Raw genomic sequence first — 24,858 nt, 5'->3', positions numbered from 1 at the left:
AGGTCGGATCTTTCCTGGGATTCGGGGGATTTCGCGGGGCGCCGAGGGCGGCTCGCGGGCACTGCTTGTGCTGCTCGTCACAGCCTAAGTCATAGTCGAACTCAAGTTCAGGTCGGGGTCCGACCCGTGGACACGGGCGGCGGGACAGAGGAGTATCCCGCCGCCCGTGCGGTCCGGCGTCAGGCGCGCGAGAGCTCGCGCTCCATGCGGCGCAGCTCGACCCGCGCGATGGTGCGCTTGTGGACCTCGTCGGGGCCGTCGGCGATGCGCAGCGTGCGCTGGTGGGCGTAGAAGCTCGCCAGCGGGAAGTCGTCGGTGACGCCGCCACCACCGTGCACCTGGATCGCGCGGTCGATGATCTTGAGCGCGATCTCCGGGGCAGCCACCTTGATGGCCGCGATCTCGGTGCGGGCCTTCTGGTTGCCCACGGTGTCCATCAGGTACGCCGTCTTGAACACCAGCAGGCGGATCATCTCGATCTCGATGCGGGCCTCGGCGATCCAGTCCTGGACGTTCGAGCGGTTCGCGACGGGCTCGCCGAACGTCGTGCGGCTCTGGGCGCGCGCGATCATCAGGTCGAGGGCGCGCTCGGCCATGCCGATGGAGCGCATGCAGTGGTGGATGCGGCCGGGGCCGAGGCGGGCCTGGCTGATCATGAAGCCGTCGCCCTCGCCGGCGAGCAGCGCGGTCTTGGGCACGCGGACGTCCTCGAAGAGGATCTCGGCGTGGCCCTCGCGGTCCATGTAGCCGAAGACCGGCAGGCCGCGGACGACCGTGACGCCGGGGGTGTCGATCGGGACGACCATCATCGACTGCTGACGGTGCGTCTCGGCCTCGAAGTTGGTCTTGCCCATGACGATGAGCACCTTGCAGTTGGCGTGCAGGGCGTTCGAGGCGAACCACTTGCGGCCGTTGAGGACGTACTCGTCGCCGTCGGGGGTCATGCTGAGCTCGACGTTGGTGGCGTCCGAGCTGGCGACCGCGGGCTCGGTCATGCAGAACGCCGAGGCCATCTCGCCGGCCAGGAGCGGCTTGAGGTACTTCTCCTTGTGCTCCTCGGTGCCGAACAGCTGGAGGACCTCCATGTTGCCGGTGTCGGGAGCGTTGCAGTTGATCGCCTCGGGCGCGATGTACGGGCTGCGACCCGTGATCTCGGCCAGCGGCGCGTAGTCGAGGTTGCTCAGGCCGGGCGAGCCCCAGGCCTCGTCCTTGTGGGGGTGGAACAGGTTCCACAGGCCACGGCTCTTCGCCTCGGCCTTGAGCTCCTCGAGGATCGGCGGGTGGAAGTTCGGGTTGCCCGACTCCGCCATCTGCTGGTGGTAGACGGCCTCGGCCGGGTAGACGTGCTCGTCCATGAAGGCGAGCAGCTTCGCCTGGTACTCCTTGGCGGTGTCCGAGAGTTCGAAATGCATGTCAGCTCCTTGCTGGCTGTGGGTGGGGTCGGGGGTCAGGCCAGCGAGGCCTGGTAGCGGCGCATGCCGGCGATCCAGCGGTCGATGTCTCCGGCCTTGCGGGACTGGAAGACCTTGACCTCGGGGTGCGGCAGTATCAGGAACTCCTCGGACTCCATCGCCTTCAGCACGATCGCGGCGACCTCGTCGGCCTCGAGCACGCCACCGGCGTCGGTGACGGCCTGGGCGGCACGGCGCTGCGTCTCGTTGGTGATCGGGGCGCCGCCGGTGAGCATGTCGGTGTTGACGCCCATGGGGCACAGGCAGCTGACGGCCACGCCCTGGTCGCCGTAGGTGATCGCGAGCCACTCGGCGAACGCGACGGCGCCGTGCTTGCTGACCGAGTAGGTGGCCGAGCCGATCTGCGTCAGCAGGCCGGCGGCCGACGCGGTGGACACGAAGTAGCCCTGGCCGCGCTCGATCCAGCCGGGGACGAGCAGCTTGGCGGCGCGCACGTGCGCCATGACGTTGACCTGGTGGGCGAGGTCCCAGTCCTCCTCGGAGGCCTCCAGGGTCACTCCCCCGCCGACGCCGGCGTTCGCGAAGTAGAGGTCGACCGGGCCGAAGGACTCCTCGGCGACGGCGATCAGGCGCTCGATCTGGGCGGTCTGCGAGACGTCGCCCGCGACCGCGACGGCCGAGCCGGGCGTGGCCTCGTTGAGACGGGCCGCGACGGCCTCGACGCCGTCGGACTTGAGGTCCGCGACGACGACCTTCGCGCCGGCCGCGACCAGCGCGTCCGCGAGGGCGGCTCCGATGCCGCCACCGGCTCCGGTGACGACGGCGACCTTGCCGTGGATGTCCATGGTGCTCCTCCGAGTGGGGACGGTCCGGGGCCCGCGGTGCGGGTCCGCGAGGGGGACCGTGACGTGCTTCACACCCTAATCTGAATTCGGACTCAAGTTCAAGTCCCGGTCGTCGCGGGCTCCGCGCCCAGCGCCTCCGGGTCCAGTCCGAGCAGTCCGGCCAGCGCCGGGATCGTGCGCGCGGCGTCGCTGTGGACGATCCCGCCCATGCCCAGCGTCTGGGCCGCGCGGATGTTCATCGCGAGGTCGTCGATCATGATCGCCTCGGCCGGACGCACGCCCAGCCGCTCGCAGGCGACCTCGTAGAGCCGGCGCGACGGCTTGCGCACGCCCTCGCGGCCCGAGATCGCCTGGACCTCGAACAGCTCGTCCAGGCCGTGGCCGGTGTAGCAGTCGCGACCGAGCGAGTTCGAGACCAGCGCGACCGCGACACCCTCCTCCTTGAGGCGACGGACGAGCGCGGTCATCGCGTGATCAGGGTGCAGGTCCTGCTGCATCCGCGCGATCAGGCCCGCGGCCTCGACCGTGTGGCCCTGGGCCGCGAGGGCGCCCGCGAGCGCCTCCTCGAAGACCTCGTCCTCCACGCGGCCGCACTCGTGGTCGACCAGCGCGGCCTGCGCGGCCTCGTCGTGCGACAGCGCGTTGACGACGGCGTGCGGGTCGCCGGCGCAGACCTCACGACTGAACCGCTCGAACGAGGCGAAGACGCTCGCGGTGAGCACTCCCCCGAAGTCGAACAGCACGGCGCGCGGCGTCTCGGCCGACGCGACGACCTCGACGTCGCTCATCGGGCGCGAGCCGCCGACTCGGCGAGCTCGCGCAGCGCGCTCTTGTCGATCGAGCGCTTGAGGATCTTGCCGGTCGCGCCCTTGGGCAGCGCGTCGACGAAGGAGTAGATGCGCGGCACCTTGTACGCCGAGAGGCGCTGCTTGGCCCACGTGCGGATCTCGTCGCCGTTCAGCTCGTGGCCGGGAGCCGACGCGATCACCGCGGCGATCTCCTCGCCGTAGTGGTCGTCGGGGATGCCGACGACCGCCACCTCGACGATGCCGGGGTGCTCGTACAGCACCTCCTCGACCTCGCGCGGGTACACGTTGTAGCCGCCGCGGATCACGAGGTCCTTCACGCGGTCGACGATCGTCAGGTAGCCGTCGGCGTCGACCGAGCCGAGGTCGCCGGACTTCAGCCAGCCGTCGACGAGCTCCTTCGCGTTGACGTCAGGACGGTTCCAGTAGCCCTTCATGACCGTCGGGCCCTTGATGAAGACCTCGCCGACCTCGCCAGGTGCCAGCACGCGGCCCTCCGAGTCGCGGATCTCGACCTGCGTGCCGGGCAGGGTCGGGCCGGTGGTGCCAGTCCGCTGCTCGCGGTGGATGTCGTTGAAGGTCGCCGCACCGGTGGTCTCGGTGAGGCCGTAGCCCTCGAGGATCGTGCAGCCGAAGCGCTCGGTGAAGGCGCGGATGATCTCCACCGGCAGCGAGGCGCCGCCCGACGAGGCCATCCGCAGCGAGGCGAAGTCCTCGGGCGTGTAGTCGCCCTGCGCGTGCAGCATCGCGTTCCACATCGTCGGAACGCCCGAGACGGTGGTCAGCTGGTCGCTCTTGACCATGTCGAGCATCTTCTCGGCGCTGAACGGCGACAGCAGCGAGAAGGAGGCGCCGATCGCGAGCGCCGTGTTCATGCAGACGGCCTGGCCGAAGACGTGGAACAGCGGGAGCGCCGTGCCGAAGCGGTCGTCGGCGGTGAGCTCGAGCACGGGCAGGAAAGAGTCGACCGTGGCGTCGAGGTTGAGCGCGGTCAGCTCGGCGCCCTTGGGACGGCCGGTCGTTCCCGAGGTGTAGAGGATGATCGCGGTGTCGTCGGGTGCGTGGTCGTGCGCGTCCTGCAGCGGCTCGGCGTCGAAGGCCAGGCCGGGCTCGAGCTGCCAGAACTCCACGCCGCGGTCGGCGGCGGCCTCGCGCGCCGCGTCGGCGCACTCGTGCCAGGCGATGACCAGCGAGGCCTCGGAGTCGTCGAGGACGTAGCCGATCTCGGGGGACGTCGACATGACGTTCATCGTCGTCACGGTCACGCCGGCGGCGTGGAGGCCGTAGTAGACCTCGGGGAACTCGGTGATCGTCGGCGCGATGAACAGCACGCGGTCCAGCGGCGCGAGCCCGGCGGCGCGCACGGCGCCCGCGACGCGGCGGTTCGTCTCACGCAGCTCCGCGTACGTCACGGTGCGCGGCGAACGGAGCGCGACCCGGTCCGGCTCGGAGTCGGCGTGGGCCCAGATCCGCGAAACGATGTTGACCATGCGTGTCCTTCGATTGCCTCGGCTGTGATGCGGCTCATGGTCCTGCATCACAAGGTGAACTTGGTTTCAGATTTAAACACGATAGCCCGGCAGGCCTCGTCCGGACCACCCCCGTTCCATGGGGCGAGCGTCTGATCCGGAATCCGGCTCTGGTTAGAGTGACCGCCATGACCACCCCCGCACGGCCCACCGTGGACGACCTCGACGCCCTCGGCACCGCGATGCGCCTCGTCGCCCCGCCGGAGTTCGAGGACGGCAACGGGCACGTCAACGTCTGCCACTACTACCGGCTCCACATGGAGGGCTCGGACCTGGCGTTCCGCGAGCTGGGCTTCGACGACGACTACCGCCACCGCACGGGTCACAGCGTCTTCAGCGTCGAGCACCACGTCCGGTTCCTCGACGAGTCCCTCGTCGGCGACGAGCTCTCGGTGCACCTGCGGATCCTCGGCGTGGGTCCGAAGACGGTCCACGGCCAGACGATCCTGGCGAACCGCTCCCGCGGCACCGTGGCCAACACGCTGGAGTTCCTCGAGCTGCACGTCGACCTCAGCACCCGCCGCACGACGCCGATGCCCGACGACATGGTCAAGCCGCTGGAGTTCCTGCGCGACGAGCACGCGGCGCTGCCGTGGTCACTCCCCCTCGCCGGTCCCCTCGGCGTCCGCTGACCACCCTGTCCGCTGACCACCCTGTCCGCCGACCACCCTGCGTCACCCCGTGGGCTCGACTAGCGTCGAGGCGACGGGAGGACGCCGATGCCGCGAGACACCGAGTCGGAGCGCACCCCCGACGGCCACTTCCTGGTCATCGGTGGGCGGAAGTGGCGCGCCACGGATCCGCAGATCCCCGATGCGCTGCGCCAGGAGCTGGTCGACGAGTTGATGAGCGCGCGACGGGCGGTGAAGGCCGGCGAGCCCGACGCCCGCGACCGGGTCGGCGACGCCAAGGTCGCCCTCGGCGAACGAGGCCGGCCGTGGTGGGAGGAGCCCACCGACCACTCGATCGCCGCCCGCTCGACCGCCGCGATGCGCGCCCTGCTCCGCAAGCGTGGCGGCTCGACGATCTGTCCCAGCGACGTCGCCCGCGTGGTCGGCGGAGAGCAGTGGCGCGACCGCATGGACGCGGTCCGTCGCCTCGCGGACGACCTCGCCGAGGACGGCGTCGTCGTGGTCACCCAGCGCGGCGAGCCGGCGTCGGCGAACACCGCGAAGGGCCCCGTCCGCATCGGACGGGGCGACCGCTTCGCCTGAGGGTCAGCGGACCCGCACGACCTTGCTGACCTGGCCCGACGTCACCTGGGCGTCGCCGGAGTAGACCACGCGGATCCGGTGCTTGCCCTTCTTCGTGATCTTCGGCAGCAGGATCGCGACCTTGCCGCCGCTCGAGGCGTACAGGCGCTTCGTCGCGATCCGCTTGCGGCCGTCGTAGACCCGGATCGTGCCGGTGGGCCGCACCAGCGGCGCGGACACCCGCACGACGAGGCGCGCACGCTTCGCGCGCTTGAGGCTCGACGCCACCGACATCGCCACCCGCGAGCGGGCCTTCGTCGCGGGCACCGAGACGGTGGCCGTCCGGAAGATCCCGGCGAAGCTGCCCGACGCGACCGTGTCGCGCGCAGTCAGGGTGCGGCCGAGGTCGGCCGCCGTGATCCGGTACGTCGCGCCCGTGCCCACGCGCGTGGACCCGCGCCACCACGAGATCGCCGACGTGCCGCCGGGGTTCGTCAGGCCGCGCGAGGACGCGCGCAGCACTCCCCCGGGCGCCCGCGTGCCCGAGAGCAGCGGCGCGCCGAGCGGTGCCGTGACCTTCGACAGGTCGAGGATGCCCGCGCCGCAGTAGCCCGCGTCCTCGCTCGAGGACTCGCAGTTGACTGAGGCCACGGTGCGCTCGACACCGCCGAGGAGGATCTTCGGCTCCTGCGGGACGTCGGAGAACGGCTGCACCGCCGCCTTCAGCTGCGCCTCGACCCGAGCGGGATCAGTGACGCCGAGCGAGTAGAGCAGCGCCGCGCCGGCCGAGACCGCCGGGGCGGCCATGCTCGTGCCCTGGTACCAGCCGTACGAGGGCTCGCCCGGCTCCTTGTCACCGTCATTGAGCGTCGAGCGGATGCCGCGGTCCTCACGCGACGGCAGGATGTTCTGGTCGCCGCCGGCGGCCGCGAGGTCCGAGCCGACGCCGGCCGTGGAGTACCAGGCGCGGTGTCCGGTGTCGCTCGTGGCGACGACGCTCACGTAGCCGTCGCACGCAGCCGGCACGTTCTGCGAGACGGGGAAGATCGTCGGGCCGGACGCGTTGCCCGCGGCGGCCACCAGCGTGGCGCCGGCGTCCCGGGCGAGACCGGCGACCTCGCTGTAGACCGCGCAGACCGCCTCCACTTCCGCGGAGTCCTCGTACTCGCCGCCGAGCGAGAGGTTGATGACCTGCGCCGGCGTGCGGTTGACCGGCACGTCGTACTCGCTCAGGTCGTAGCCCGCCGCCCACAGGATGCCGAAGAGGATGTCGGTGTCCCAGCCACCGCAGTGCCCCAGCACACGGACCGGCTGCACCTTCACGCCCGGCGCCAGGCCGGCCACGCCGATGCCGTTGTCGGCCTTGGCGGCGACCGTGCCGGCCACGTGCGTGCCGTGCCACGTGCTGTCCTGCGTGTACCAGGCCGGGTCGTCGTCGCCGATCGAGTCGCCGTAGCAGGCGGCGACGAGGTCCTCGTCCAGCCAGTCGCCGGGGTCGGAGGGGTCGGCGTCCCAGCCGTCACCGTCGCCGGCGTTGATGTAGGTGCCGTCGTAGTAGCAGTCGCCGAGCTCGTCTGGCGTGCACTCGTCGTCGACGAAGTCGTACCCGGCGACCGTCTGGCCGGCCAGGTCGGGGTGCGCCGCGAGGCCGGTGTCGACGACGGCGACGACGGTGGAGGCACTGCCACGGGTCGCGCGCCAGAGCGACGGCGCCTTCGTCGTGTAGCCGCCGTCGTCCCGCGTGGTGTCCCAGAGGTTGCCCTGCGTGAGGAAGTCCGGGTCGTTCACGGAGACGGGCGGTGCGCTCGAGATCGTGCGCAACGTGTCGGGCGCGACCCACTCGACGTCGGCGCGGGCCGAGAGCGCGTCGATGGCCGGGCCGAGATCCTCGACGGGCACCGGCTGATCGAGCTCCAGCACCGACAGACCGGCCGGCGCGGCGCGCGTCGAGCCGATGTCGGCACCGGGCAGGCGAGCCTCGGCCGACCGCGCGAGCGACGACCGGCGCGCCGTCGTGGCGGTCGTGGCCTTGACGATCAGGCCGCGCGCGACGCGCGGCGGCTGCTTCGCCGCGGGGCTCCCGACCCCCGCCGGCTCGGATGGCTGGGCGGAGGCCGCCGTGCTCACGAGCGCCGAGGCGACCAGGAGCAGGGGCAGGGCGGTGAGGGCGAGGGTGCGACGCACAGGGTGTCCTGTCTCGAGGTGGTTCCCCCCGACGGGAACGACCTCAGCAGGATAGGGCAGGGCCCATGCGTCACACCATCCCCTCGCATCACACGAGGATCAGCGGACGCGCACGACCTTGCTCTTCTTCGTCGCGCTCACCTTCGTGCTGCCGGAGTAGATCACCCGGATGCGGTGCTTGCCCTTCTTCTTGATCTTGGGCAGCGTGATCGTGACCTTGCCCTTGTTCTTGGAGTAGATCTTCTTGACGGCGATGCGCTTGTTGCCGTCGTAGACCCGGATCGTGCCGGTGGCGCGCACGTAGGGGGCCTTGATCTTGACCCGCAGCTTGACCTTCTTGGACTTGCTGAACTTCGACGGCATCGAGAACGCCATCTTCGGCTTCGACTTCACCACGACCGAGCGCTGGTGGAAGATCGCGCGCGAGCCGTTGGTGGCGGTGGCCCGCACGGTGACGCGCTTGCCGAGGTCGGCCTTCGTCACGCGGTAGGTCGTGCCGTAGCGGACGACCTTCGAGCCGCGGTACCAGGTCAGGCGCACGGTCGCGCCGTTGCGCCACGATCCGGTGGTCGCGCGGAGGGTGCGACCAACACGGGCGGCGCCGCTGATGCGCGGGGCGCTCGTGGGGGCCTTGGCCATCAGCACGTTGTAGGCGCTGACCACACCGGAGCCGCACTGCGCGGCCGTGCAGTTGGCGGAACGACGAGCCGTGGCCTTGAGGACCCGCTCCACGACGTCGGGGTTCGTGATGCCCACCGAGTACGCCAGCGCGGCCGTGGCGGCCACGGCGGGCGTGGCCATGCTGGTGCCCTGGTTCGCGGCATACGTGTGGCTGCCCGGCGCCTGCGGTCCGTTGTTGTACGTGGACATGATGTTCACGCCGGGAGCCGCGACGTCGATGCCGCGGCCGTAGTTCGAGAACGAGGCGCGGTTGCCGTTGGTGTCCGTGGCGGCGACCGCGATGAAGCCGGGGCAGACCGACGGGACGTTGTAGGCGTGGTTGGAGCCGTTGTTGCCGGCCGCGGCCACGATCGTCGAGCCACGCTTGCGGGCGATCGAGGCGATCTGACCGTAGAACTGGCAGAGCTGACGCACCTGCGTGGTGTTGGGGACGTATCCGCCGAGCGAGAGGTTGATGACCTTCGACGGGGTGCGGTTGACCGGCACGGTGCCGTGGCGGCGACCGTCGTACGCGGTCACGTTGGCGCCCGAGGCCCACAGGATGCCCATGGCGATGTCCCAGTCGGTGCCGCCGCAGCGGCCCAGGACGCGGACGGGCTGGATCTTCACGGTCGGGGCGATGCCGACGACGCCGATGCCGTTGTTGCGCTTCGCGGCGATCGTGCCGGCCACGTGCGTGCCGTGCCACGTGCTGTTGTCCGGGCCCATGTACTCGCACAGCGCGCTGCTGGTGCGGCCGTCGCCGGGATCGGACGGGTCGGCGTCCCAGCTGCTGCGGTCGTTGGCGCTGATGTACGTGCGGCGGTACGCGTACCGCGAGCACGAGGCGTTCATGCAGTCGTACTCGTCGTCGACGAAGTCGCGACCGGCGACGAACTGGCCGGAGAGGTCGGGGTGACCCATCAGCGCGCCGGTGTCCAGCACGCCGACGCGCACGCTCGGCGAGCCGGTCGTGATGTCCCAGGCGCGGTTCGCGTGGACGCCCCACGTGCCGGTCAGGTTCCACAGGCGACCGTTCGTGTACTGCGGATCGTTGGCGGTGGCCGACGGCAGGCGCACGCCGTTGGGCACGGCCCACTCGACGGCCGGGTTGTCCTCCAGCTGCTCGATCGCGTCGTCGAGGTCGGTGGCGTCCACCTGCGTCGACAGGTCGAGCACGCCGAGGTCGCTCGCGCCCTCGGTCGAGTTCGCGACCCCGACGCCGTCGGGCAGCTCGGCGGCGACCTCGTCGGTGAGGTCACCGACCTCGGTGTCCGCGTCGTCGGCGAGCTTCACGATGATGCCGCGCGCCGGCTGGGGCGCGTCGGTGGTGTTGAGCGGCGCCTCGGCCGCGGGCTCGGTCTGGGCGACCGCGGTCATCGCGCCGCCGGCGAGGGCGAGCGACGTCACGACCGGGACGACGAGAGTGAGTGGACGGCGCAGACGCAGCGTCATGGATGGACCTTCCCCGAAAGCAATGAGCCACCTCATGCGCGAGGGGCCACGCGCGAGCATATCCCGAAACCCCCGCCTCCCCGGCATCGGCAAGCTGGCAGAGCGGTGAGTGGTCAACCCTTCCCGCGCGGAGGCGGTGAGCTGTCAACCGCATGGACCCTCGATGCGGTTGATGCCTCACCGGGCCCCAGCAGGTTCGGTTGACAGCTCACCGCCCCCGCAGGCTCCCGGGAACGACGAAGCGCCCACCCCGTGCGGGGTGGGCGCTTCGTGCGGAGGTGTTACTTGGTCTCGTCCTCGGAGGCCTCGGGGGCCTCCTCGGCGACGGCCTCGTCAGCGGGAGCCTCGGTGGCCTCCTCGGCCGGAGCCTCGGTGGCCTCGTCGGTCGCGGTCTCCTCGACCGGGGCCTCCTCGACCGCCGGGGCGGCCTCGGCACGCGGGGCCTTCGGCGCGCTGGCGTCGAACTCCTTGGTCTCCACGATCTCGATGACGGCCATGGGGGCGTTGTCGCCCTTGCGCGGACCGATCTTCGTGATGCGCGTGTAGCCGCCCGGGCGGGTGGCCATGGCCGGGCCGATCTCGGTGAAGAGCGTGTGCAGGACGCCCTTGTCACGGATGACCTTGACGACCTGGCGGCGGTTGGCCACCGTGTCGGTCTTGGCCTTCGTGATGAGGTGCTCGGCGTACGGACGCAGACGCTTGGCCTTGGCCTCGGTCGTCGTGATGCGGCCGTGCTCGAACAGGCTCTGGGCCAGGTTGGCCAGGATCAGCCGCTGGTGCGAGGGGCTGCCGCCGAGGCGAGGACCCTTGGTGGGGGTGGGCATGTCGTTACTCCTGAATCAGTGGTGTCAGAGCAGCTCAGTACTGCTCGTCCTCGGCGAAACCGGCGTCCTCGTCGAAGTTGTCGATGACGGCGGAGGGATCGAAGCCCGACGGGCTGTCCTTGAGCGACAGACCGAGCTCGGCGAGCTTGGCCTTGACCTCGTCGATCGACTTCGAACCGAAGTTGCGGATGTCCAGCAGGTCCTGCTCGCTGCGCGTGATGAGCTCACCCACGGTGTGGATGCCCTCGCGCTTGAGGCAGTTGTACGAGCGAACCGTGAAGTCCAGGTCCTCGATCGCCAGCGCCAGGTCGGCGGCCAGCTGCTCGTCGACCGGCGACGGGCCGATGTCGATGCCCTCGGCCTCGACGTTGAGCTCACGGGCCAGACCGAACAGCTCGACCAGGGTGGACCCTGCCGACGCGATCGCGTCGCGCGGCAGGATCGAGGCCTTGGTCTCGACGTCGATGATCAGCTTGTCGAAGTCGGTGCGCTGCTCGACTCGGGTGGCCTCGACCTTGTAGGTGACCTTCAGGACCGGGCTGTAGATCGAGTCGACCGGCATGCGGCCGATCTCCTCGTCGCCGGTCTTGTTCTGGACGGCCGAGACGTAGCCGCGGCCACGCTCGACGACCAGCTCGATCTCGAGGCGGCCCTTGTCGTTCAGGGTGGCGACGTGCAGGTCCGGGTTGTGGACCTCCACACCGGCCGGCGGCGTGATGGCGGCGGCGGTGACGTCACCGGCCTCATCGGCGCGCAGGTACATCACGACGGGCTCGTCGATGGTCGAGGAGACCACGAGGTTCTTCAGGTTGAGGATGATCTCGGTGACGTCCTCGGTGACGCCCTCGATGGTCGAGAACTCGTGGAGGACACCGTCGATCTTGATCGAGGTGACGGCCGCACCCGGGATCGACGACAGCAGCGTGCGACGCAGCGAGTTGCCGAGGGTGTAGCCGAAGCCGGGCTCGAGGGGCTCGATGACGAACCGCGAACGGAACTCGTCGACGACCTCTTCGGACAGGACGGGGCGCTGGGCGATCAGCATGGTGTTTCTTCCTTTCCGGACCCACCGCTATATGAGGGCCGGGTTGGTGGACAGAGGTGGAGGATCAGATCTTCGAGTAGAACTCGACGATCAGCTGCTCCTGGATCGGAACGGTGATCTGCTCGCGGACCGGGTTCTGGTGAACCAGGATGCGGCCACGCTCGGGCGACACGTCGAGCCAGCCGGGCACGGTGTCGGAGTCGTGCGTCTCGCGCGCCACGATGAACGGCGTCGTCTCCAGGCTCTTGGCCTTGACATCGATGATGTCGTGCTTGCTGACCTGGAAGGACGGGATGTTCGTCTTGACGCCGTTGACCAGGAAGTGACCGTGGGTCACCAGCTGGCGGGCGTGACGACGCGTGCGGGCCAGGCCGGCACGGTAGACGACGTTGTCGAGACGGCTCTCGAGCAGGCTGAGCAGGTTGTCACCGGTCTTGCCGGGACGGCGCGAGGCCAGCTCGTAGTACTTGCGGAACTGCTTCTCGAGGACGCCGTAGGTGTAGCGCGCCTTCTGCTTCTCCTGCAGCTGGGTGCGGTACTCCGACTCCTTGACGCGGGTGCGGCCGTGCTGGCCGGGCGCGTACGGACGGCGCTCGAAGGCCTTGTCCCCACCGACGAGGTCGACGCCGTAGCGGCGCGACTTCTTGGTGAGAGGTCCGGTGTAACGGGCCATGGTTGATTACTCCTTGAAGAAAAGTCGACGACGCGTCAGAGACGACGGTGCTTGGGCGGACGGCAGCCGTTGTGCGGGCTGGGGGTCACGTCAGAGATGGTGCCGACCTCGAGGCCGACGCCGCTGAGCGACCGGATCGCCGTCTCGCGTCCCGAGCCGGGGCCCTTGACGAAGACGTCGACCTTCTTCATGCCGTGGTCCATCGCCTGACGTCCGGCGGCCTCGGCAGCCATGCCGGCGGCGTACGGAGTCGACTTGCGCGAGCCCTTGAAGCCGACGGTTCCGCCGGAGGCCCACGCGATCACCGCACCGCTGGGGTCGGTGATCGTCACGTGCGTGTTGTTGAACGTGCTCTTGATGTGGGCCTCGCCCTGAACGACGTTCTTCTTCTCCTTGCGGCGCACCTTCTTGGCACCGGAGTTCTTGGGGGGCATCGGCTACCTCACTTCTTCTTTCCGGCGACGGTGCGCTTGGGGCCCTTGCGGGTGCGCGCGTTGGTCTTGGTGCGCTGGCCGCGAACGGGCAGGTGCGCACGGTGACGGCGGCCCTGGTAGGAGCCGATCTCCATCTTGCGGCGGATGTCCGCGGTGACCTCGCGGCGCAGGTCACCCTCGACCTGGTAGTTCGCCTCGATGTGGTCACGGAGCGCGACGAGCTGGTCGTCGTTCAGCTCGTGAACGCGGGTGTTGGGGTCGATGCCGGTGGCGGCGAGGGCCTCGACCGCACGCGTGCGGCCGATCCCGAAGATGTACGTGAGTCCGATCACCACGCGCTTTTCGCGCGGCAGATCCACTCCGACGAGGCGTGCCATGTGCTGGCAGTTCCTTTCGGTTAAGCAGAGGTGTCGTCACCTGGGGCACCTCGATCGCCTCGATCGAGCTCCGGCCTCTGCGCCGGAGGTGACACCCGGGGACTCCGCCTGGTGGCGGGGCCCGGATGAGCCGTCAGATGTTCAGGGTGCTGCGTTGAAGAAGGTTGCTGCTCAGCCCTGGCGCTGCTTGTGGCGCGGGTTCTCGCAGATCACCATGACGCGGCCGTGGCGACGGATCACCTTGCACTTGTCACAGATCTTCTTCACGCTCGGGTTGACCTTCATCGAGAAGCTCTCTCTTCGGTACGAACTGAACGTGGGGGATGTGTAGTTGTCACTTGTAGCGGTAGACGATGCGTCCGCGGCTGAGGTCGTACGGCGAGAGTTCCACCACGACACGGTCCTCGGGGAGGATCCGGATGTAGTGCTGGCGCATCTTGCCGCTGATGTGCGCGAGGACCTTGTGGCCGTTGGCCAGCTCGACTCGGAACATCGCGTTGGGCAGGGCCTCGACGACCGCACCCTCCATCTCGATGACGCCTTCTTTTTTCGCCATACACCTCAACTTCTTCGTATCGACTGTTCGACCTGGCACGCACGTCTCCCCGCCCGTTCACGGGCTGCCGGAGGGCATGGGGATACGGCCCGACAAGGCCGACACACAAGTCTACGTCGAAAGGGGTGCCGGACTCAAATCGGCCAGGGAAGGCCCGCCTGCAGGACGGCCTCGTCGAGCGCCGCGGTGCGCAGGCCGGTGATCTGCTGGTACTCCGGATCGGCCACCATCTGGCTGAACGCGGCGCGCGACGGGTAGCGCACGAGCAGCACCGCGTCCCACGCCCAGCCCTCGGGTGCGACCAGCGCCGTCGCGAGGTCGCCGGCGTAGACGACCTCGCCGCCGACCCTGTCCAGGAACGGCCCGATGCGGGTCGTGTACTCGCGGTAGGAAGCGACGCCGTCCTCGCGGAACTGCAGCAGGTTGAGCATCACGACAGGACCTCCGGGGTCCTCGGCGAGGAACCGCTTGAGGTCGGCACCGGTGGGATCGACGGCCATGACGCGACCCTAGCGGCTTCAGTCCATCCCGGTGATGAGCGCGCGGTGGAAGGCCGCGCCCCGCTCGAGCGTGTCGATCGCGACCTTCTCGTTCGGCGCGTGGATCGAGTCGCGCTGCGCCCGGGTCATGTGCAGCGGCGCGAACCGGTAGACCGAGTCGCTGATCCGCGTGAAGTGCCGGGAGTCGGTGCCGCCGGTCTGCACGTACGGGACGACGGCGATGTCGGGACCGAGGGCCTTCACGGCCTCCCCCAGCGCGCGCCAGGCGTCGTTGTCGGTGCGCGACACCGGAGGCGGGTCCTCGCCGTCCATCCGCTCCACCTCGACGTCGAGACCGCGGAACAGCCTCTCGAGGCGGGCGCGCAGCTGCTCGCGGGTGTCCCCCACGGCCAGCCGCACGTTGACGTTGGCGCGCGCCTCGGTGGCCAGCACGTTGCGCGCCGGGCTGCCGCTGAGCTGGGTCACCGCCATCGTCGTGCGGACCATCGCGCCGGTCTCCTTGCCCAGCCGGGCCAGCAGCTCGGCCACGGGACGGTTCGCGCGGCGGGCGTGCGCGAGCACGGGCGCCACGGGCTTGGGCACCAGGCCGGCGAGGGCCTCGAGCATCTGCAGGACCGGCTCGGACAGGTGCGGCGTGGCCGGGTGCCGGTCGATCCGCACGATGGCCCGGGCCAGGCGCGCCGTGGCGCCGTTCTTCGACGGGGTGGACGCGTGCCCTCCCCCGCCGCGCGCCAGCAGGCCGACGTCGACGGTGCCCTTCTCGACGATGGCGACCATCGCGGTGGTGGCCGAGACGCCCGGCAGGCCGTCGTCGACGATCGCGCCGCCCTCGTCCGAGACGAGCCACGGGCGCACGCCCATCGAGTCGAGGTGGTCGACGACCTCGGCCGCGCCGTGCCCGAAGACCTCCTCGTCGGAGCCGAAGGAGAGGTAGACGTCGCGGGCGGGCTCGAACCCCTCGGCCAGCAGCGACTCGACCGCCTCGGCGATGCAGACCAGCGGGCCCTTGTCGTCGAGGGCGCCGCGACCGTGGACGAAGCCGTCCTCGATGGCACCCGAGAACGGGTCGCGCTCCCACTGCTCGGCGGGGGCGGGCACCACGTCGTAGTGCGCCATCAGCACGAGGGGGCGCTCGGTGGAGCGTCCGGGCCAGCGGAACAGCAGCGTGCCTCCCTCGAACTGCGTCAGCTCGAGAGCCGCGTGCAGGCTCGGGTAGAGCCCGGCGAACGTCTCGCGGAACGCGACGAACTCGGCCTCGTCCCGCTCGTCGGGCGCCGAGACGGTGCGACACGCGATCAGCTCGGCCAGGCGTGCGGCGGCGTTCATCGACCGATCTCCTCCTCGATGCCGGCCGGGTCGGCGAACGCCAGCCGCGGCACGAACGTCAGTCCGATCGCGGCCACGAACGCCGTGACCGAGCAGACGATCCAGACGGTGTAGTAGCCGGACATGGACGCAGCGGTCGCGTGCGTGGCGCCCGTCGCGAGGGCGACGCCGAAGACGCAGGACGCGAACGACCCGCCGATGGTCTTGGTGGTGTTGGTGAGGCCGGTCGCGACGGCGGTCCGGCCCTCGGGCGCCGCGGCCGCGGCGGCGGCGGGCAGCGCGGCGACCAGCGCGCCGGAGCCGAGCCCCGCCACCACCATGCACGCCGCCATCTGGGCGACGGAGTGGTGCAGCGGCACGAGCGAGGCGTAGCCGACCCCCACGAGGGTCGCCGCGCCGATGAGGCAGGCCCGCGGCGTGAACCGCTGGCTCACCCGGGCGAAGACGAGGGCGCCGATCAGCATCGAGAGCACGTAGCCGCCGATGATCGGAGCCACCGTCGAGGAGTTGAGGCCGAGTCCGTAGCCGTGCACGTCGGGGTCGGTCTGGGCGAAGGTCGACAGCGGGATCTGCGCGCCGAGCACGCTCACGCCGAACAGCAGGGCGGTGAACTGCACCGGCCACATCGAGGCGCGACGCATCACGCGCAGGTCGATGATCGGGTCGCCGGTCTGCAGCTCGTACGCGACGAACGGCACCAGGACCAGCGCGCCGAGGGCGATCGCGATCCAGGGCCACGGCGAGCCGACGCCGAGCACCCGCACCAGGGACAGGCCGCCGGTCACGAGCAGCAGGCTCGAGCTCAACAGGACCAGCCCGACGCCGTCGAGCGATCCCGACTGGCGCTCGTGGACGTCGGGGACGAAGCCGATGATGACGAAGACGACGCCGACGGTGAGCAGCCCCGGCACCGCCAGCACCATCCACAGCGAGTCGAACGCGGCGGACGTCGCACCCGCCGACAGGGCGCCGGCGATCGCGCCGGCCTGGAGGGCCGCGACGATGACGCCCGTCGCGCGCCGGGTGGCGGCGGCGCGCTGGTCCATCCCGGCGCTGCGCCGGTAGATCAGCGCGACCTCGAGGGGCAGCCAGACCGTGAACACGCCCTGCAGCGCCCAGAACACCAGGTAGGCCTCGAAGGTGGTGGCGAAGGCGATGCCGCACGTGGCGATCGCGGTCAGCACGGCCGACCACACCAGCACCTTCTGGTGCCCGATCAGGTCACCGAGCTTCGACAGCGGTGGGACGCACAGCGCCGAGAGCAGCAGCTGGGCCGCCTCGAACCAGTTGACGTCGGCGTCGTTGACGTGGAGGTGGCGCGCGATGTCGCTGGCCAGCGGCGTGTAGTACCCCTGAAGGAACCCGCTGACGAACTCGACGAACACGAGAGCGCCGACGAGTCCGGCTCCGACCGAGGCCGCGCGCGTTCGTTCCATCGCCACAGGCTAGACCCCGCGCTCGCCGTCCGGGGCGGGACCGCCGAGGTCGCTCAGCCCTCGACACCGTGGCGGTCGTGGATGAGTCGCGACAGCACGATCGAGGTCTCGGTCTGGCTCACGCTGGCCGCACCGATGCGGATCTGCTCGAGCGCCTGCTCGAGGTCGCGCACGTCCTCGGCGACCAGGTGCAGGATCGCGTCGGCGGCGCCCGAGACCGTGGCCGCCGCGTGGACCTGCGGTACCTGCAGGAACGCCTCGCGCAGGACGTGCGGCGAGATCGTCCCCTGGCAGTGCACCTCGACGTAGGCCTCGGTGGTCCAGCCGCGGTGGTGCGGGTCGACCACCACGGTGAAGCCGCTGATGACGCCGGACTCGACGAGGCGGTCGACGCGGCGCTTCACGGCCGGCGCGGACAGGCCCACGCGCGAGCCGAGTGCGGCGTAGCTGGCCCGGCCGTCCTCGGTCAGGGCGTCCAGCAGGGAGCGGTCGATCTGGTCCAGGCTCATGCGCGCAACGTATCAAGTGCGAGGACCGCGAATGCGCAAGAAAGCGCCTGCCACGCGCGCGAAAAACCACTGGTTGTGGCATCGCACGCTCCCTAGGCTCGTGTCATCGTCCCCCGAGGAGCTCCATGACGCAGATCCTGACCACGCCCCTGGTCGCCCCCGTCCGCAGTGCGCGCACGCGCCACTACGTGATGTGCCCGCCCACCGAGTTCGACGTGGTCTACTCGATCAACCCGTGGATGGACCCCTCCACCGCGGTCGACCGCGAGCTCGCGCGCGCCCAGTGGCAGGCGCTGCAGGACGTGTACGCGGGTCTCGGGCACCGCATCGACCTGCTCGAGCCCGTCGCTGGACTGCCCGACATGGTGTTCGCGGCCAACGGTGCCGTCTCGGTGGCCGACCGCACGTACGGTGCCGCCTTCGCGTTCCCGCAGCGCCAGGCGGAGGCCCACGCGCACGTCGACTTCCTGCGCGCCGCCGGCCGCGAGGTCCATCGCCCGGCCCACACGAACGAGGGCGAGGGCGACTTCCTCGTCCTGCGCGACGTGGTGCTCGCCGGCCACGGCTTCCGCACCACGACCGACGCGCACCGCGAGGCCGAGGCCGCCCTCGGGCGTCCGGTGGTCTCGCTCGAGCTCGTCGACCCGCGGTTCTACCACCTCGACGTCGCCCTGGGCGTGCTCGACGACGGCCACGGTGACGGCCCGGCCGACATCGCCTGGTTCCCCGCCGCCTTCAGCCCCGCGGCGCGCCGCACGCTGCGACGGATGTTCCCCGGCGCCCTCGAGTGCTTCGAGGCCGACGCGCTCGCCTTCGGGCTGAACTTCGTCAGCGACGGCCGGAACGTCGTGCTGCCGGCCGAGGCCACCGGACTCGCCGCGTCCCTGCGCGAGCGAGGCTACGAGCCGGTGCCCGTCGAGCTCTCGGAGTTCGTCAAGGGCGGCGGCAGCGTGAAGTGCTGCACCGCCGAGCTGCACCGCTGACGCTCAGGCGGTGACGGGCGCGCGGCGGCCCATCCGCGCGAGCAGGCGCGTCTGGCGATCGGCGTCCTGCGGCACCTCGACCGGGGACCGGAAGACCCCGTCGTCGTAGGCGTGGTCGCCGAAGCCCTCGAAGGCGGCCTCCATCGCGTCCATGTCGGCCTCGGTGAAGGTCGTGGGCCGGCCGTTCGACGTGCCGAGGTCCCAGCCGTGCACGACCAGGTCGAAGCCGTAGAACGCGTCGAGGGTCGCGCCGATCGTGGTGCGGCCGAAGACGCCGTCGAACTCGCGCGATGTGACCGCGTCGTCCGTGGCGAGGGGCCGGATGGCGGCGAGGTGCTCGGCCCACGCCTGCGCGGGAGCGCCGGAGGGCCGCGGTCCCGCGTCGATCTCGTGCCGGGCGAGGAACTCGCGCTCGGTGTCGATGACGTGGTCGACGACGTCGGCGGCGGTCCACCCCTCGCAGGGGGACTCCGCGGACCAGTCGGTGGTGGCGGCGACGACGTCGCTGAAGCGGTCGGCCGCGTCGAGGTAGATGCTCATGACTCCAGCGTGGTCGCGGGACGGCCTCGACTCTTGAAAGAATCCGACACATGACCGGTGGAGACGACGTCCGGCGCATCGACCCGACCGAGCGGGCGCACCTGCTCGACGCGTCGGGCTACACGCCGCCCATCCACCGGTTCGCCCCCTCCCCCGCGCTCGCGTCCGTGGTGCGTCGGTACTGGATGCCCGTCTGGTCCCTGCCCGACGGCCACGTCACGGTCCAGCGCGTGCTCCAGTACCCGGTCTGCCTGATCGTCGTCTCCCACGAGTACGCGCGGCTGGTCGGCCCGAGCAGCGGCCTGTCCACCACCGAGCTGGGTGGGAGCGGCTGGGCCCTCGGCACGATGCTGCAGCCCGCGGCGGGCATCGCGCTGGCCGGCGGCCCCGTCGAGGGTCTGACCGACCGCGCGGTGCCGCTCGGGGACGACAATCTCGTCTCCCGCATCCGCGCCGCGGCCGGCGAAGCCCCGGACGATCCCGAGCGGCAGCGGGCCGCCGTGGCTGCGATGGAGGAGTCGCTGAAGCGCCTGCTGCCCGTCGACGAGGAGGGCCTGCTGGTCAACGCGATCGTCGAGTACGTCGAGGGCGATCCCGAGGTCCAGCGCGTGCGACAGGTCTGCGAGAAGTTCGCGATCACGGAGCGCACCCTGCAGCGGCTCACCGCCCGCCGGATCGGACTCTCGCCGAAGTGGCTGATCCAGCGGCGCCGGCTGCACGAGGCGGCCGAGCGGTTGCGCGACGCGCCTCGACCCGACCTCGCCCGCGTGGCGGCCGACCTCGGCTACGCCGACCAGGCGCACTTCGGCCGCGACTTCCGCGCGGTCACCGGCCTGACCCCCGGCGAGTTCGCCGCCGAGCCCCGCGCCTGACCTCCGGTCAGCGAGATCTGTAGCGGTATCCACCGTTTTCCGGTGGATCGGCCGTCAAAAAGGGTGGACAGCGCTGCACATCTCGCGCGCCGGAGGCGCGGTCGGGAGGGTCGAGGGTCAGACGCCGTCGCCGGAGTCCGCGGTGAGGACGTGCCAGGTGTCGCCCTCGCGCTGGAGGTCCCAGGTGTCCTCGAGGCCGCCGGGCCACTGCACCGTGACGGTGGCGCTGTCGTCGACCACCTCGGCGGTCATCGGCACCTCCTCGAGATCGGCGCCATCGGCGGTCCACTGACCCTCCTGGTCGCGGACGTCGCCGCACTCGAGGTCCTCCGGGACCAGGACGGTCTCCTTCACGGCCTCGCAGTCGCCCTCGTCGGATGCCATCAGGTACCGGCGCAGGGCGCGCTCGGCGTCCTGCGCTGCGGTCTCGCCGGGCGACGCACCGTAGCCGTCACCGCTGCCGTCCCCCGAGTCGTACGCGCCCCCGCCGCAGCCGCCGAGCAGGGCGACCACCATCAGGAACGGGACGACCCACGAGGTGCGCATGCCTCCAGTCTGCCCCCGCGGCCAACCCGAGCCGTGGCTGACGAGGATTCCCCGCACGGTCGTTCGGCCGCATGGTCAGGAGGTGGGCTCGGCACAGGGGACGCCGAGCTCGGCGAGGCGCGCTGCGCCGCCGTCGAGCGCGGTGAGCACCCACACGCCCTCCGTGGTGACGGTGATCGAGTGCTCGTGGTGCGCGGCCCACGTGCCGTCGGTGGTGACGGCCGTCCAGTCGTCCTCGAGGATCGCGGCGCGCGAGGTGCCGAGCGTGATCATCGGCTCGATCGCGAGCGCCATGCCCAGCTGCAGCTTGGGACCCTTGCCACGACGTCCGCTGTTGGGCACGTCGGGGGCCATGTGCATCTCCGAGCCGATGCCGTGCCCGGTGAAGCCCTCGGTGATGCCGTAGCGGCCCTGGCTGCGGACGTAGGACTCGATCGCGTGCGAGATGTCGCCGACTCGGCCGCCGATGCGTGCCGCGGCGATGCCGCGCCACAGCGACTCCTCGGTGACCCGGTTCAGCTCGGCGACCTCGGGCGCGACCTCGCCGACCGGCACGCTGATCGCGGCGTCGCCGTGCCAGCCGTCGACGACGGCACCGAAGTCGATCGAGATCAGGTCGCCCTCGGCCAGCACCCGGTCGCCCGGGATGCCGTGGACGATCTCGTCGTTGACCGAGGCGCAGATGACGCCCGTGAACCCGTGGTAGCCGAGGAAGTTCGACGTGGCACCCTCGGCGGCCAGCCGCTCACGGGCCAACGCGTCGAGGTCGTCGGTGCTGACGCCGGGAGCGACGGCCGCGCGCAGCACCTCCAGGGTGCGGCCCACGACCAGGCCGGCCTGGCGCATCGAGGCCAGCTGCTCGGGCGTCTTCAGCTCGATCGACTCACCGAACATGGTGGATCCGTCCGTCAGGCGAGCGTGGACAGCGCGTCGGCGATGCGGGAGCCGACCTCGTCCGGGGTGCCCATGCCGTCGACCTCGATGAGCAGGCCACGGTCGCGGTACACCGCGAGCAGCGGCTCGGTCTCGTTGCGGTAGACGTCCTGGCGGTGCCGGATGACCTCTTCGGTGTCGTCCGACCGGCCGCTGACCTTCGCCCGCTCGAGCAGACGACCGATCAGCTCGTCCTCGACCACGGTGAGCGCGACGACGCCGTCGAGCTCGGAGCCGAGATCGGACAGGATCTGGTCGAGCTTCGCGACCTGGTCGAGGGTGCGCGGGTAGCCGTCGAGCAGGAACGCCTCACGGGCGTCGTCCTGCGCGAGACGGTCGGCGACCATGGCGTTGGTGACCTCGTCGGGCACGTACTCGCCGGCGTCCATGTAGCGCTGCGCCGTCTTGCCCAGCTCGGTCTGCTGCGCCACGTTGGCGCGGAAGATGTCGCCGGTGGAGATGTGCGCACCGTTGATGCGCTCGGCGAGCGCCACGGCCTGCGTGCCCTTGCCCGCGCCGGGAGGACCCATGATGAGGAGTCGCGTCACTTGAGGAACCCTTCGTAGTTGCGCTGCTGCAACTGGCTTTCGATCTGCTTCACGGTGTCCAGGCCGACGCCCACGATGATGAGGATCGTCGTGCCGCCGAACGGGAAGTTCTGGTTGGCCCCGACCAACGCGATCGCGAGCATCGGGATGAGCGAGATCAGACCCAGGTACAAAGCGCCCGGAGCGGTGATGCGCGAGAGGACGTAGCCCAGGTAGTCCTGGGTGGGCTTGCCGGCGCGGATGCCCGGGATGAAGCCGCCGTACTTCTTCATGTTGTCGGCGACCTCCTCGGGGTTGAAGGTGATCGACACGTAGAAGTACGTGAAGAACACGATCAGCGCGAAGAAGGTGATCATGTAGTACGGGTGATCGCCCTGGACGAAGTGGTCCTGGATCCAGCTCGCGGCACCGGAGTCGGAGTTGAAGTTGACCCACAGGACCGGCAGGTACATCAACGACGAGGCGAAGATGACCGGGATGATGCCGGCCTGGTTCACCTTGAGCGGGATGTAGGTGGACGAGCCGCCGAACATGCGGCGTCCGACCATGCGCTTGGCGTACTGCACCGGGATGCGGCGCTGGGCCTGCTCGATGAAGATGACCAGCGCGACGACCGCGAGGCCGACGGCCACGACGACCGAGAAGGTGGCCCAGCCGTTCGTCTGGCGGATGTTCCACATCGCGCCGGGGAACGTGGCGACGACCTGCGTGAAGATCAGGATCGACATGCCGTTGCCGACGCCGCGGTCGGTGATGAGCTCGCCGAACCACATGATGACGGTGGTGCCGGCGACCATGACGGTGACGATGAGCAGGTACGACAGCATGCTGTCGGGGCTGTAGAGCAACGGCAGGTTGCAGGCGCCCTGGAAGAGGTCGCCGCTGCGGGCGAGGGCCACGATGCCGGCGGCCTGCAGGATCGCGAGACCGACCGTGAGGTAGCGGGTGTACTGCGTGATCTTCGCCTGACCGGACTGGCCCTCCTTCTTGAGGGCCTCCAGTCGCGGGATGACCACGACGAGCAGCTGCAGGATGATGCTCGCGGTGATGTAGGGCATGATGCCCAGCGCGAACACGGTCAACTGCAGCAACGCGCCGCCGGAGAAGACGTTGATCAGGGCGAACAGGCCGGCGTTCTCGCCGCCCGCCGCCAGGTCGACGCACTCGCGCACGTTGGCGACGTTGACCCCGGGCGCGGGCAGCATCGAGCCGAGCCGGAAGAGCACGACGATCCCCAGCACGAAGAGGATCTTGCGACGCAGTTCAGGTGTCCTGAACGCGTTCACGAAGACTTTGAGCACGAACTTCCTCCAGCTTCACGGCACGATGCCGTCTGACTTTAACAGTGAGCGAAACGGGCGGGCCCTCCCGATGGGGAGAACCCGCCCGATGTTCGCTGAACGACTCCGAACGACCGCGTCAGGACGCGGAGACGGAACCGCCGGCGGCCTCGATCTTGGCCTGGGCCGAGGCGGACACCTTGTCGACGGTCACCTGGACCGCCACGTCGATGTCGCCGCCTCCGAGCACCTTGACGGGCTGGCCCTTGCGGACCGCGCCCTTCTCGACGAGCGAGGGCACGTCGACCGTGCCGCCCTCGGCGAAGAGCTCGGCGATCCGGCCCACGTTGACGACCTGGTACTCGACCCGGAACGGGTTCGTGAAGCCCTTGAGCTTCGGCAGGCGCATGTGGAGCGGGATCTGGCCGCCCTCGAAGCCGGCCGACACCTGGTAGCGGGCCTTGGTGCCCTTGGTGCCGCGACCGGCGGTCTTGCCCTTGGAGCCCTCACCGCGACCCACGCGGGTCTTGGCGGTCTTGGCGCCCGGGGCGGGACGCAGGTGGTGCAACTTGATCGCCATGATCAGTCGACCTCCTTCACGGTGACGAGATGCGGAATGGTGTTGACCATGCCGCGGATTTCGGGACGATCCTCGACGACCTTGACGTCGCCGATGCGCTTGAGCCCGAGCGAACGCAGCGTGTTGCGCTGGTTCTGCTCACGACCGATGCCCGAACGGACCTGGGTGACTTCGAGCTTCGCCATCAGACGGTCACCTCCGCGGCGCTGGGCGCCTTCTCCTTGCCGGCCTTCAGCAGGGCGGCGGGGGCGACGTCCTCGACGGCCAGGCCACGACGGCCGGCCACGTCCTCGGGGGACTCGAGCGAACGCAGCGCCTCGACCGTCGCGTGGACGATGTTGATCGCGTTCGAGGAGCCGAGGGACTTGCTCAGGACGTCATGGATGCCAGCAGCCTCCAGCACGGCCCGGACCGGGCCACCGGCGATGACGCCGGTACCGGGGGACGCGGGGCGCAGGAAGACGACACCGGCCGCCTTCTCACCCTGCACCGGGTGCGGGATGGTGCCCTGGATGCGCGGGACGCGGAAGAAGCTCTTCTTCGCCTCCTCGACACCCTTGGCGATGGCCGTCGGAACTTCCTTGGCCTTGCCGTAGCCGACACCGACCTGGCCGTCGCCGTCACCGACGATCACCAGCGCGGTGAAGGAGAAGCGGCGGCCGCCCTTGACGACCTTCGCCACACGGTTGATCGTGACGACCTTCTCGATGTAGTTGGACTTGTCGGCGTTGCGGTCGCCGCGGCCTCCGCGACGCTCGCCACCCTGTCGGCGCGTGCTCATGCGGCACTCCCCTTGTTCGTCGTGATGGTCA

29 protein-coding genes are annotated in these 24,858 nt (G+C 70.2%); 4 read left to right on the top strand and 25 right to left on the bottom strand.

Going from position 1 to position 24,858, the window contains the following annotated elements; all coding sequences use genetic code 11:
- Positions 1–179: 179 nt before the first annotated feature.
- The 4 genes from BJ975_RS01075 to BJ975_RS01060 form a co-directional block, all read right to left on the bottom strand.
- Entirely contained in the window at positions 180–1,412 is a 1,233-nt protein-coding gene (locus tag BJ975_RS01075) for an acyl-CoA dehydrogenase family protein (protein ID WP_179422804.1), read from the bottom strand.
- A gap of 35 nt (positions 1,413–1,447) precedes the next feature.
- Positions 1,448–2,257 (bottom strand): SDR family oxidoreductase, encoded by an 810-nt coding sequence (locus tag BJ975_RS01070; RefSeq protein WP_179422802.1) that lies wholly within the window; start codon positions 2,255–2,257, stop codon positions 1,448–1,450.
- Between the two features lie 98 nt (positions 2,258–2,355).
- Positions 2,356–3,045, bottom strand: a complete 690-nt coding sequence (locus tag BJ975_RS01065) for an HAD-IA family hydrolase (protein ID WP_179422800.1) — start codon at positions 3,043–3,045, stop codon at positions 2,356–2,358.
- Complete coding sequence (locus BJ975_RS01060; protein WP_179422798.1) at positions 3,042–4,553, bottom strand: class I adenylate-forming enzyme family protein; 1,512 nt, start codon at positions 4,551–4,553, stop codon at positions 3,042–3,044. Before BJ975_RS01060 ends, BJ975_RS01065 begins: the two co-directional genes overlap by 4 nt.
- Before the next feature lie 167 nt (positions 4,554–4,720).
- On the opposite strand from BJ975_RS01060, the gene BJ975_RS01055 reads away from it, so the two are divergent.
- Both BJ975_RS01055 and BJ975_RS01050 read left to right on the top strand, forming a co-directional pair.
- Positions 4,721–5,224 carry a thioesterase family protein gene (locus tag BJ975_RS01055; RefSeq protein WP_179422796.1) on the top strand — a complete coding sequence of 168 codons (504 nt, stop codon included), beginning with the start codon at positions 4,721–4,723 and terminating at the stop codon, positions 5,222–5,224.
- A gap of 87 nt (positions 5,225–5,311) precedes the next feature.
- On the top strand, positions 5,312–5,806 hold the full coding sequence (locus BJ975_RS01050) for a DUF3253 domain-containing protein (RefSeq protein ID WP_179422794.1): 495 nt from the start codon (positions 5,312–5,314) through the stop codon (positions 5,804–5,806).
- Positions 5,807–5,809: 3 nt separating this feature from the next.
- Here BJ975_RS01050 and BJ975_RS01045 read toward each other — a convergent pair whose 3' ends face one another.
- The 13 genes from BJ975_RS01045 to BJ975_RS00985 form a co-directional block, all read right to left on the bottom strand.
- The gene (locus tag BJ975_RS01045; protein ID WP_179422792.1) at positions 5,810–7,969 is read right to left on the bottom strand and encodes a S8 family serine peptidase; all 2,160 of its coding nucleotides are present in this window, start codon (positions 7,967–7,969) and stop codon (positions 5,810–5,812) included.
- 99 nt (positions 7,970–8,068) lie between these two features.
- Positions 8,069–10,084 carry a S8 family serine peptidase gene (locus tag BJ975_RS01040; RefSeq protein WP_179422790.1) on the bottom strand — a complete coding sequence of 672 codons (2,016 nt, stop codon included), beginning with the start codon at positions 10,082–10,084 and terminating at the stop codon, positions 8,069–8,071.
- A 281-nt stretch (positions 10,085–10,365) separates the two neighbouring features.
- A complete protein-coding gene (gene rplQ / locus BJ975_RS01035) occupies positions 10,366–10,908 on the bottom strand; it encodes a 50S ribosomal protein L17 (RefSeq protein WP_179422788.1) in 543 nt (180 codons plus the stop codon).
- A gap of 34 nt (positions 10,909–10,942) precedes the next feature.
- Positions 10,943–11,953, bottom strand: a complete 1,011-nt coding sequence (locus tag BJ975_RS01030; RefSeq protein ID WP_179422786.1) for a DNA-directed RNA polymerase subunit alpha — start codon at positions 11,951–11,953, stop codon at positions 10,943–10,945.
- A gap of 64 nt (positions 11,954–12,017) precedes the next feature.
- Positions 12,018–12,626, bottom strand: a complete 609-nt coding sequence (gene rpsD / locus BJ975_RS01025) for a 30S ribosomal protein S4 (protein ID WP_179422784.1) — start codon at positions 12,624–12,626, stop codon at positions 12,018–12,020.
- A 35-nt stretch (positions 12,627–12,661) separates the two neighbouring features.
- Positions 12,662–13,060: a 30S ribosomal protein S11 gene (gene rpsK, locus BJ975_RS01020; RefSeq protein ID WP_078699099.1), complete on the bottom strand. Its 399-nt coding sequence runs from the start codon at positions 13,058–13,060 to the stop codon at positions 12,662–12,664.
- An 8-nt stretch (positions 13,061–13,068) separates the two neighbouring features.
- The gene (gene rpsM, locus BJ975_RS01015) at positions 13,069–13,437 is read right to left on the bottom strand and encodes a 30S ribosomal protein S13 (protein WP_179422782.1); all 369 of its coding nucleotides are present in this window, start codon (positions 13,435–13,437) and stop codon (positions 13,069–13,071) included.
- A 171-nt stretch (positions 13,438–13,608) separates the two neighbouring features.
- The gene (gene rpmJ, locus BJ975_RS01010) at positions 13,609–13,722 is read right to left on the bottom strand and encodes a 50S ribosomal protein L36 (RefSeq protein ID WP_008361054.1); all 114 of its coding nucleotides are present in this window, start codon (positions 13,720–13,722) and stop codon (positions 13,609–13,611) included.
- Positions 13,723–13,771: 49 nt separating this feature from the next.
- Positions 13,772–13,993 carry a translation initiation factor IF-1 gene (gene infA, locus BJ975_RS01005; RefSeq protein WP_007078610.1) on the bottom strand — a complete coding sequence of 74 codons (222 nt, stop codon included), beginning with the start codon at positions 13,991–13,993 and terminating at the stop codon, positions 13,772–13,774.
- 134 nt (positions 13,994–14,127) lie between these two features.
- Entirely contained in the window at positions 14,128–14,493 is a 366-nt protein-coding gene (locus BJ975_RS01000) for a DUF1330 domain-containing protein (RefSeq protein WP_179422780.1), read from the bottom strand.
- A gap of 18 nt (positions 14,494–14,511) precedes the next feature.
- Positions 14,512–15,819 (bottom strand): M20/M25/M40 family metallo-hydrolase, encoded by a 1,308-nt coding sequence (locus tag BJ975_RS00995; protein ID WP_179422778.1) that lies wholly within the window; start codon positions 15,817–15,819, stop codon positions 14,512–14,514.
- Positions 15,816–17,255 (bottom strand): MFS transporter, encoded by a 1,440-nt coding sequence (locus tag BJ975_RS00990; protein WP_179422776.1) that lies wholly within the window; start codon positions 17,253–17,255, stop codon positions 15,816–15,818. Before BJ975_RS00990 ends, BJ975_RS00995 begins: the two co-directional genes overlap by 4 nt.
- A gap of 53 nt (positions 17,256–17,308) precedes the next feature.
- On the bottom strand, positions 17,309–17,764 hold the full coding sequence (locus BJ975_RS00985; protein ID WP_179422774.1) for an Lrp/AsnC family transcriptional regulator: 456 nt from the start codon (positions 17,762–17,764) through the stop codon (positions 17,309–17,311).
- A 125-nt stretch (positions 17,765–17,889) separates the two neighbouring features.
- Here BJ975_RS00985 and ddaH point away from each other — a divergent pair, with 125 nt between their 5' ends.
- Positions 17,890–18,747 carry a dimethylargininase gene (gene ddaH, locus BJ975_RS00980; protein WP_179422773.1) on the top strand — a complete coding sequence of 286 codons (858 nt, stop codon included), beginning with the start codon at positions 17,890–17,892 and terminating at the stop codon, positions 18,745–18,747.
- 3 nt (positions 18,748–18,750) lie between these two features.
- Here the strand turns inward: ddaH and BJ975_RS00975 are convergent, their stop codons facing one another.
- The gene (locus BJ975_RS00975) at positions 18,751–19,287 is read right to left on the bottom strand and encodes a maleylpyruvate isomerase family mycothiol-dependent enzyme (RefSeq protein WP_179422771.1); all 537 of its coding nucleotides are present in this window, start codon (positions 19,285–19,287) and stop codon (positions 18,751–18,753) included.
- Positions 19,288–19,337: 50 nt separating this feature from the next.
- Between BJ975_RS00975 and BJ975_RS00970 the strand changes: the two genes are divergently transcribed.
- Positions 19,338–20,159 carry an AraC family transcriptional regulator gene (locus BJ975_RS00970; protein WP_179422769.1) on the top strand — a complete coding sequence of 274 codons (822 nt, stop codon included), beginning with the start codon at positions 19,338–19,340 and terminating at the stop codon, positions 20,157–20,159.
- Positions 20,160–20,276: 117 nt separating this feature from the next.
- Here the strand turns inward: BJ975_RS00970 and BJ975_RS00965 are convergent, their stop codons facing one another.
- The 7 genes from BJ975_RS00965 to rpsE form a co-directional block, all read right to left on the bottom strand.
- Positions 20,277–20,705 (bottom strand): hypothetical protein, encoded by a 429-nt coding sequence (locus tag BJ975_RS00965; RefSeq protein ID WP_179422767.1) that lies wholly within the window; start codon positions 20,703–20,705, stop codon positions 20,277–20,279.
- 75 nt (positions 20,706–20,780) lie between these two features.
- Positions 20,781–21,599, bottom strand: a complete 819-nt coding sequence (map, locus tag BJ975_RS00960; RefSeq protein WP_179422765.1) for a type I methionyl aminopeptidase — start codon at positions 21,597–21,599, stop codon at positions 20,781–20,783.
- 14 nt (positions 21,600–21,613) lie between these two features.
- Entirely contained in the window at positions 21,614–22,186 is a 573-nt protein-coding gene (locus BJ975_RS00955; protein ID WP_269303726.1) for an adenylate kinase, read from the bottom strand.
- A complete protein-coding gene (gene secY / locus BJ975_RS00950) occupies positions 22,183–23,487 on the bottom strand; it encodes a preprotein translocase subunit SecY (RefSeq protein WP_179422763.1) in 1,305 nt (434 codons plus the stop codon). The genes BJ975_RS00955 and secY overlap by 4 nt, the downstream gene beginning before the upstream one ends.
- 118 nt (positions 23,488–23,605) lie before the next feature.
- Positions 23,606–24,046 carry a 50S ribosomal protein L15 gene (rplO, locus tag BJ975_RS00945; protein ID WP_179422761.1) on the bottom strand — a complete coding sequence of 147 codons (441 nt, stop codon included), beginning with the start codon at positions 24,044–24,046 and terminating at the stop codon, positions 23,606–23,608.
- Between the two features lie 2 nt (positions 24,047–24,048).
- Complete coding sequence (gene rpmD / locus BJ975_RS00940) at positions 24,049–24,231, bottom strand: 50S ribosomal protein L30 (protein WP_179422759.1); 183 nt, start codon at positions 24,229–24,231, stop codon at positions 24,049–24,051.
- Positions 24,231–24,827: a 30S ribosomal protein S5 gene (gene rpsE / locus BJ975_RS00935; RefSeq protein ID WP_179422757.1), complete on the bottom strand. Its 597-nt coding sequence runs from the start codon at positions 24,825–24,827 to the stop codon at positions 24,231–24,233. Before rpsE ends, rpmD begins: the two co-directional genes overlap by 1 nt.
- Positions 24,828–24,858: the final 31 nt, after the last annotated feature.

The sequence above is a fragment of the Aeromicrobium tamlense genome (assembly GCF_013408555.1).
GTDB classification, from domain to species: domain Bacteria; phylum Actinomycetota; class Actinomycetes; order Propionibacteriales; family Nocardioidaceae; genus Aeromicrobium; species Aeromicrobium tamlense.
Note: the sequence above shows the minus strand (reverse complement) of the source record. Positions and strands in the feature narration are given on the sequence as shown.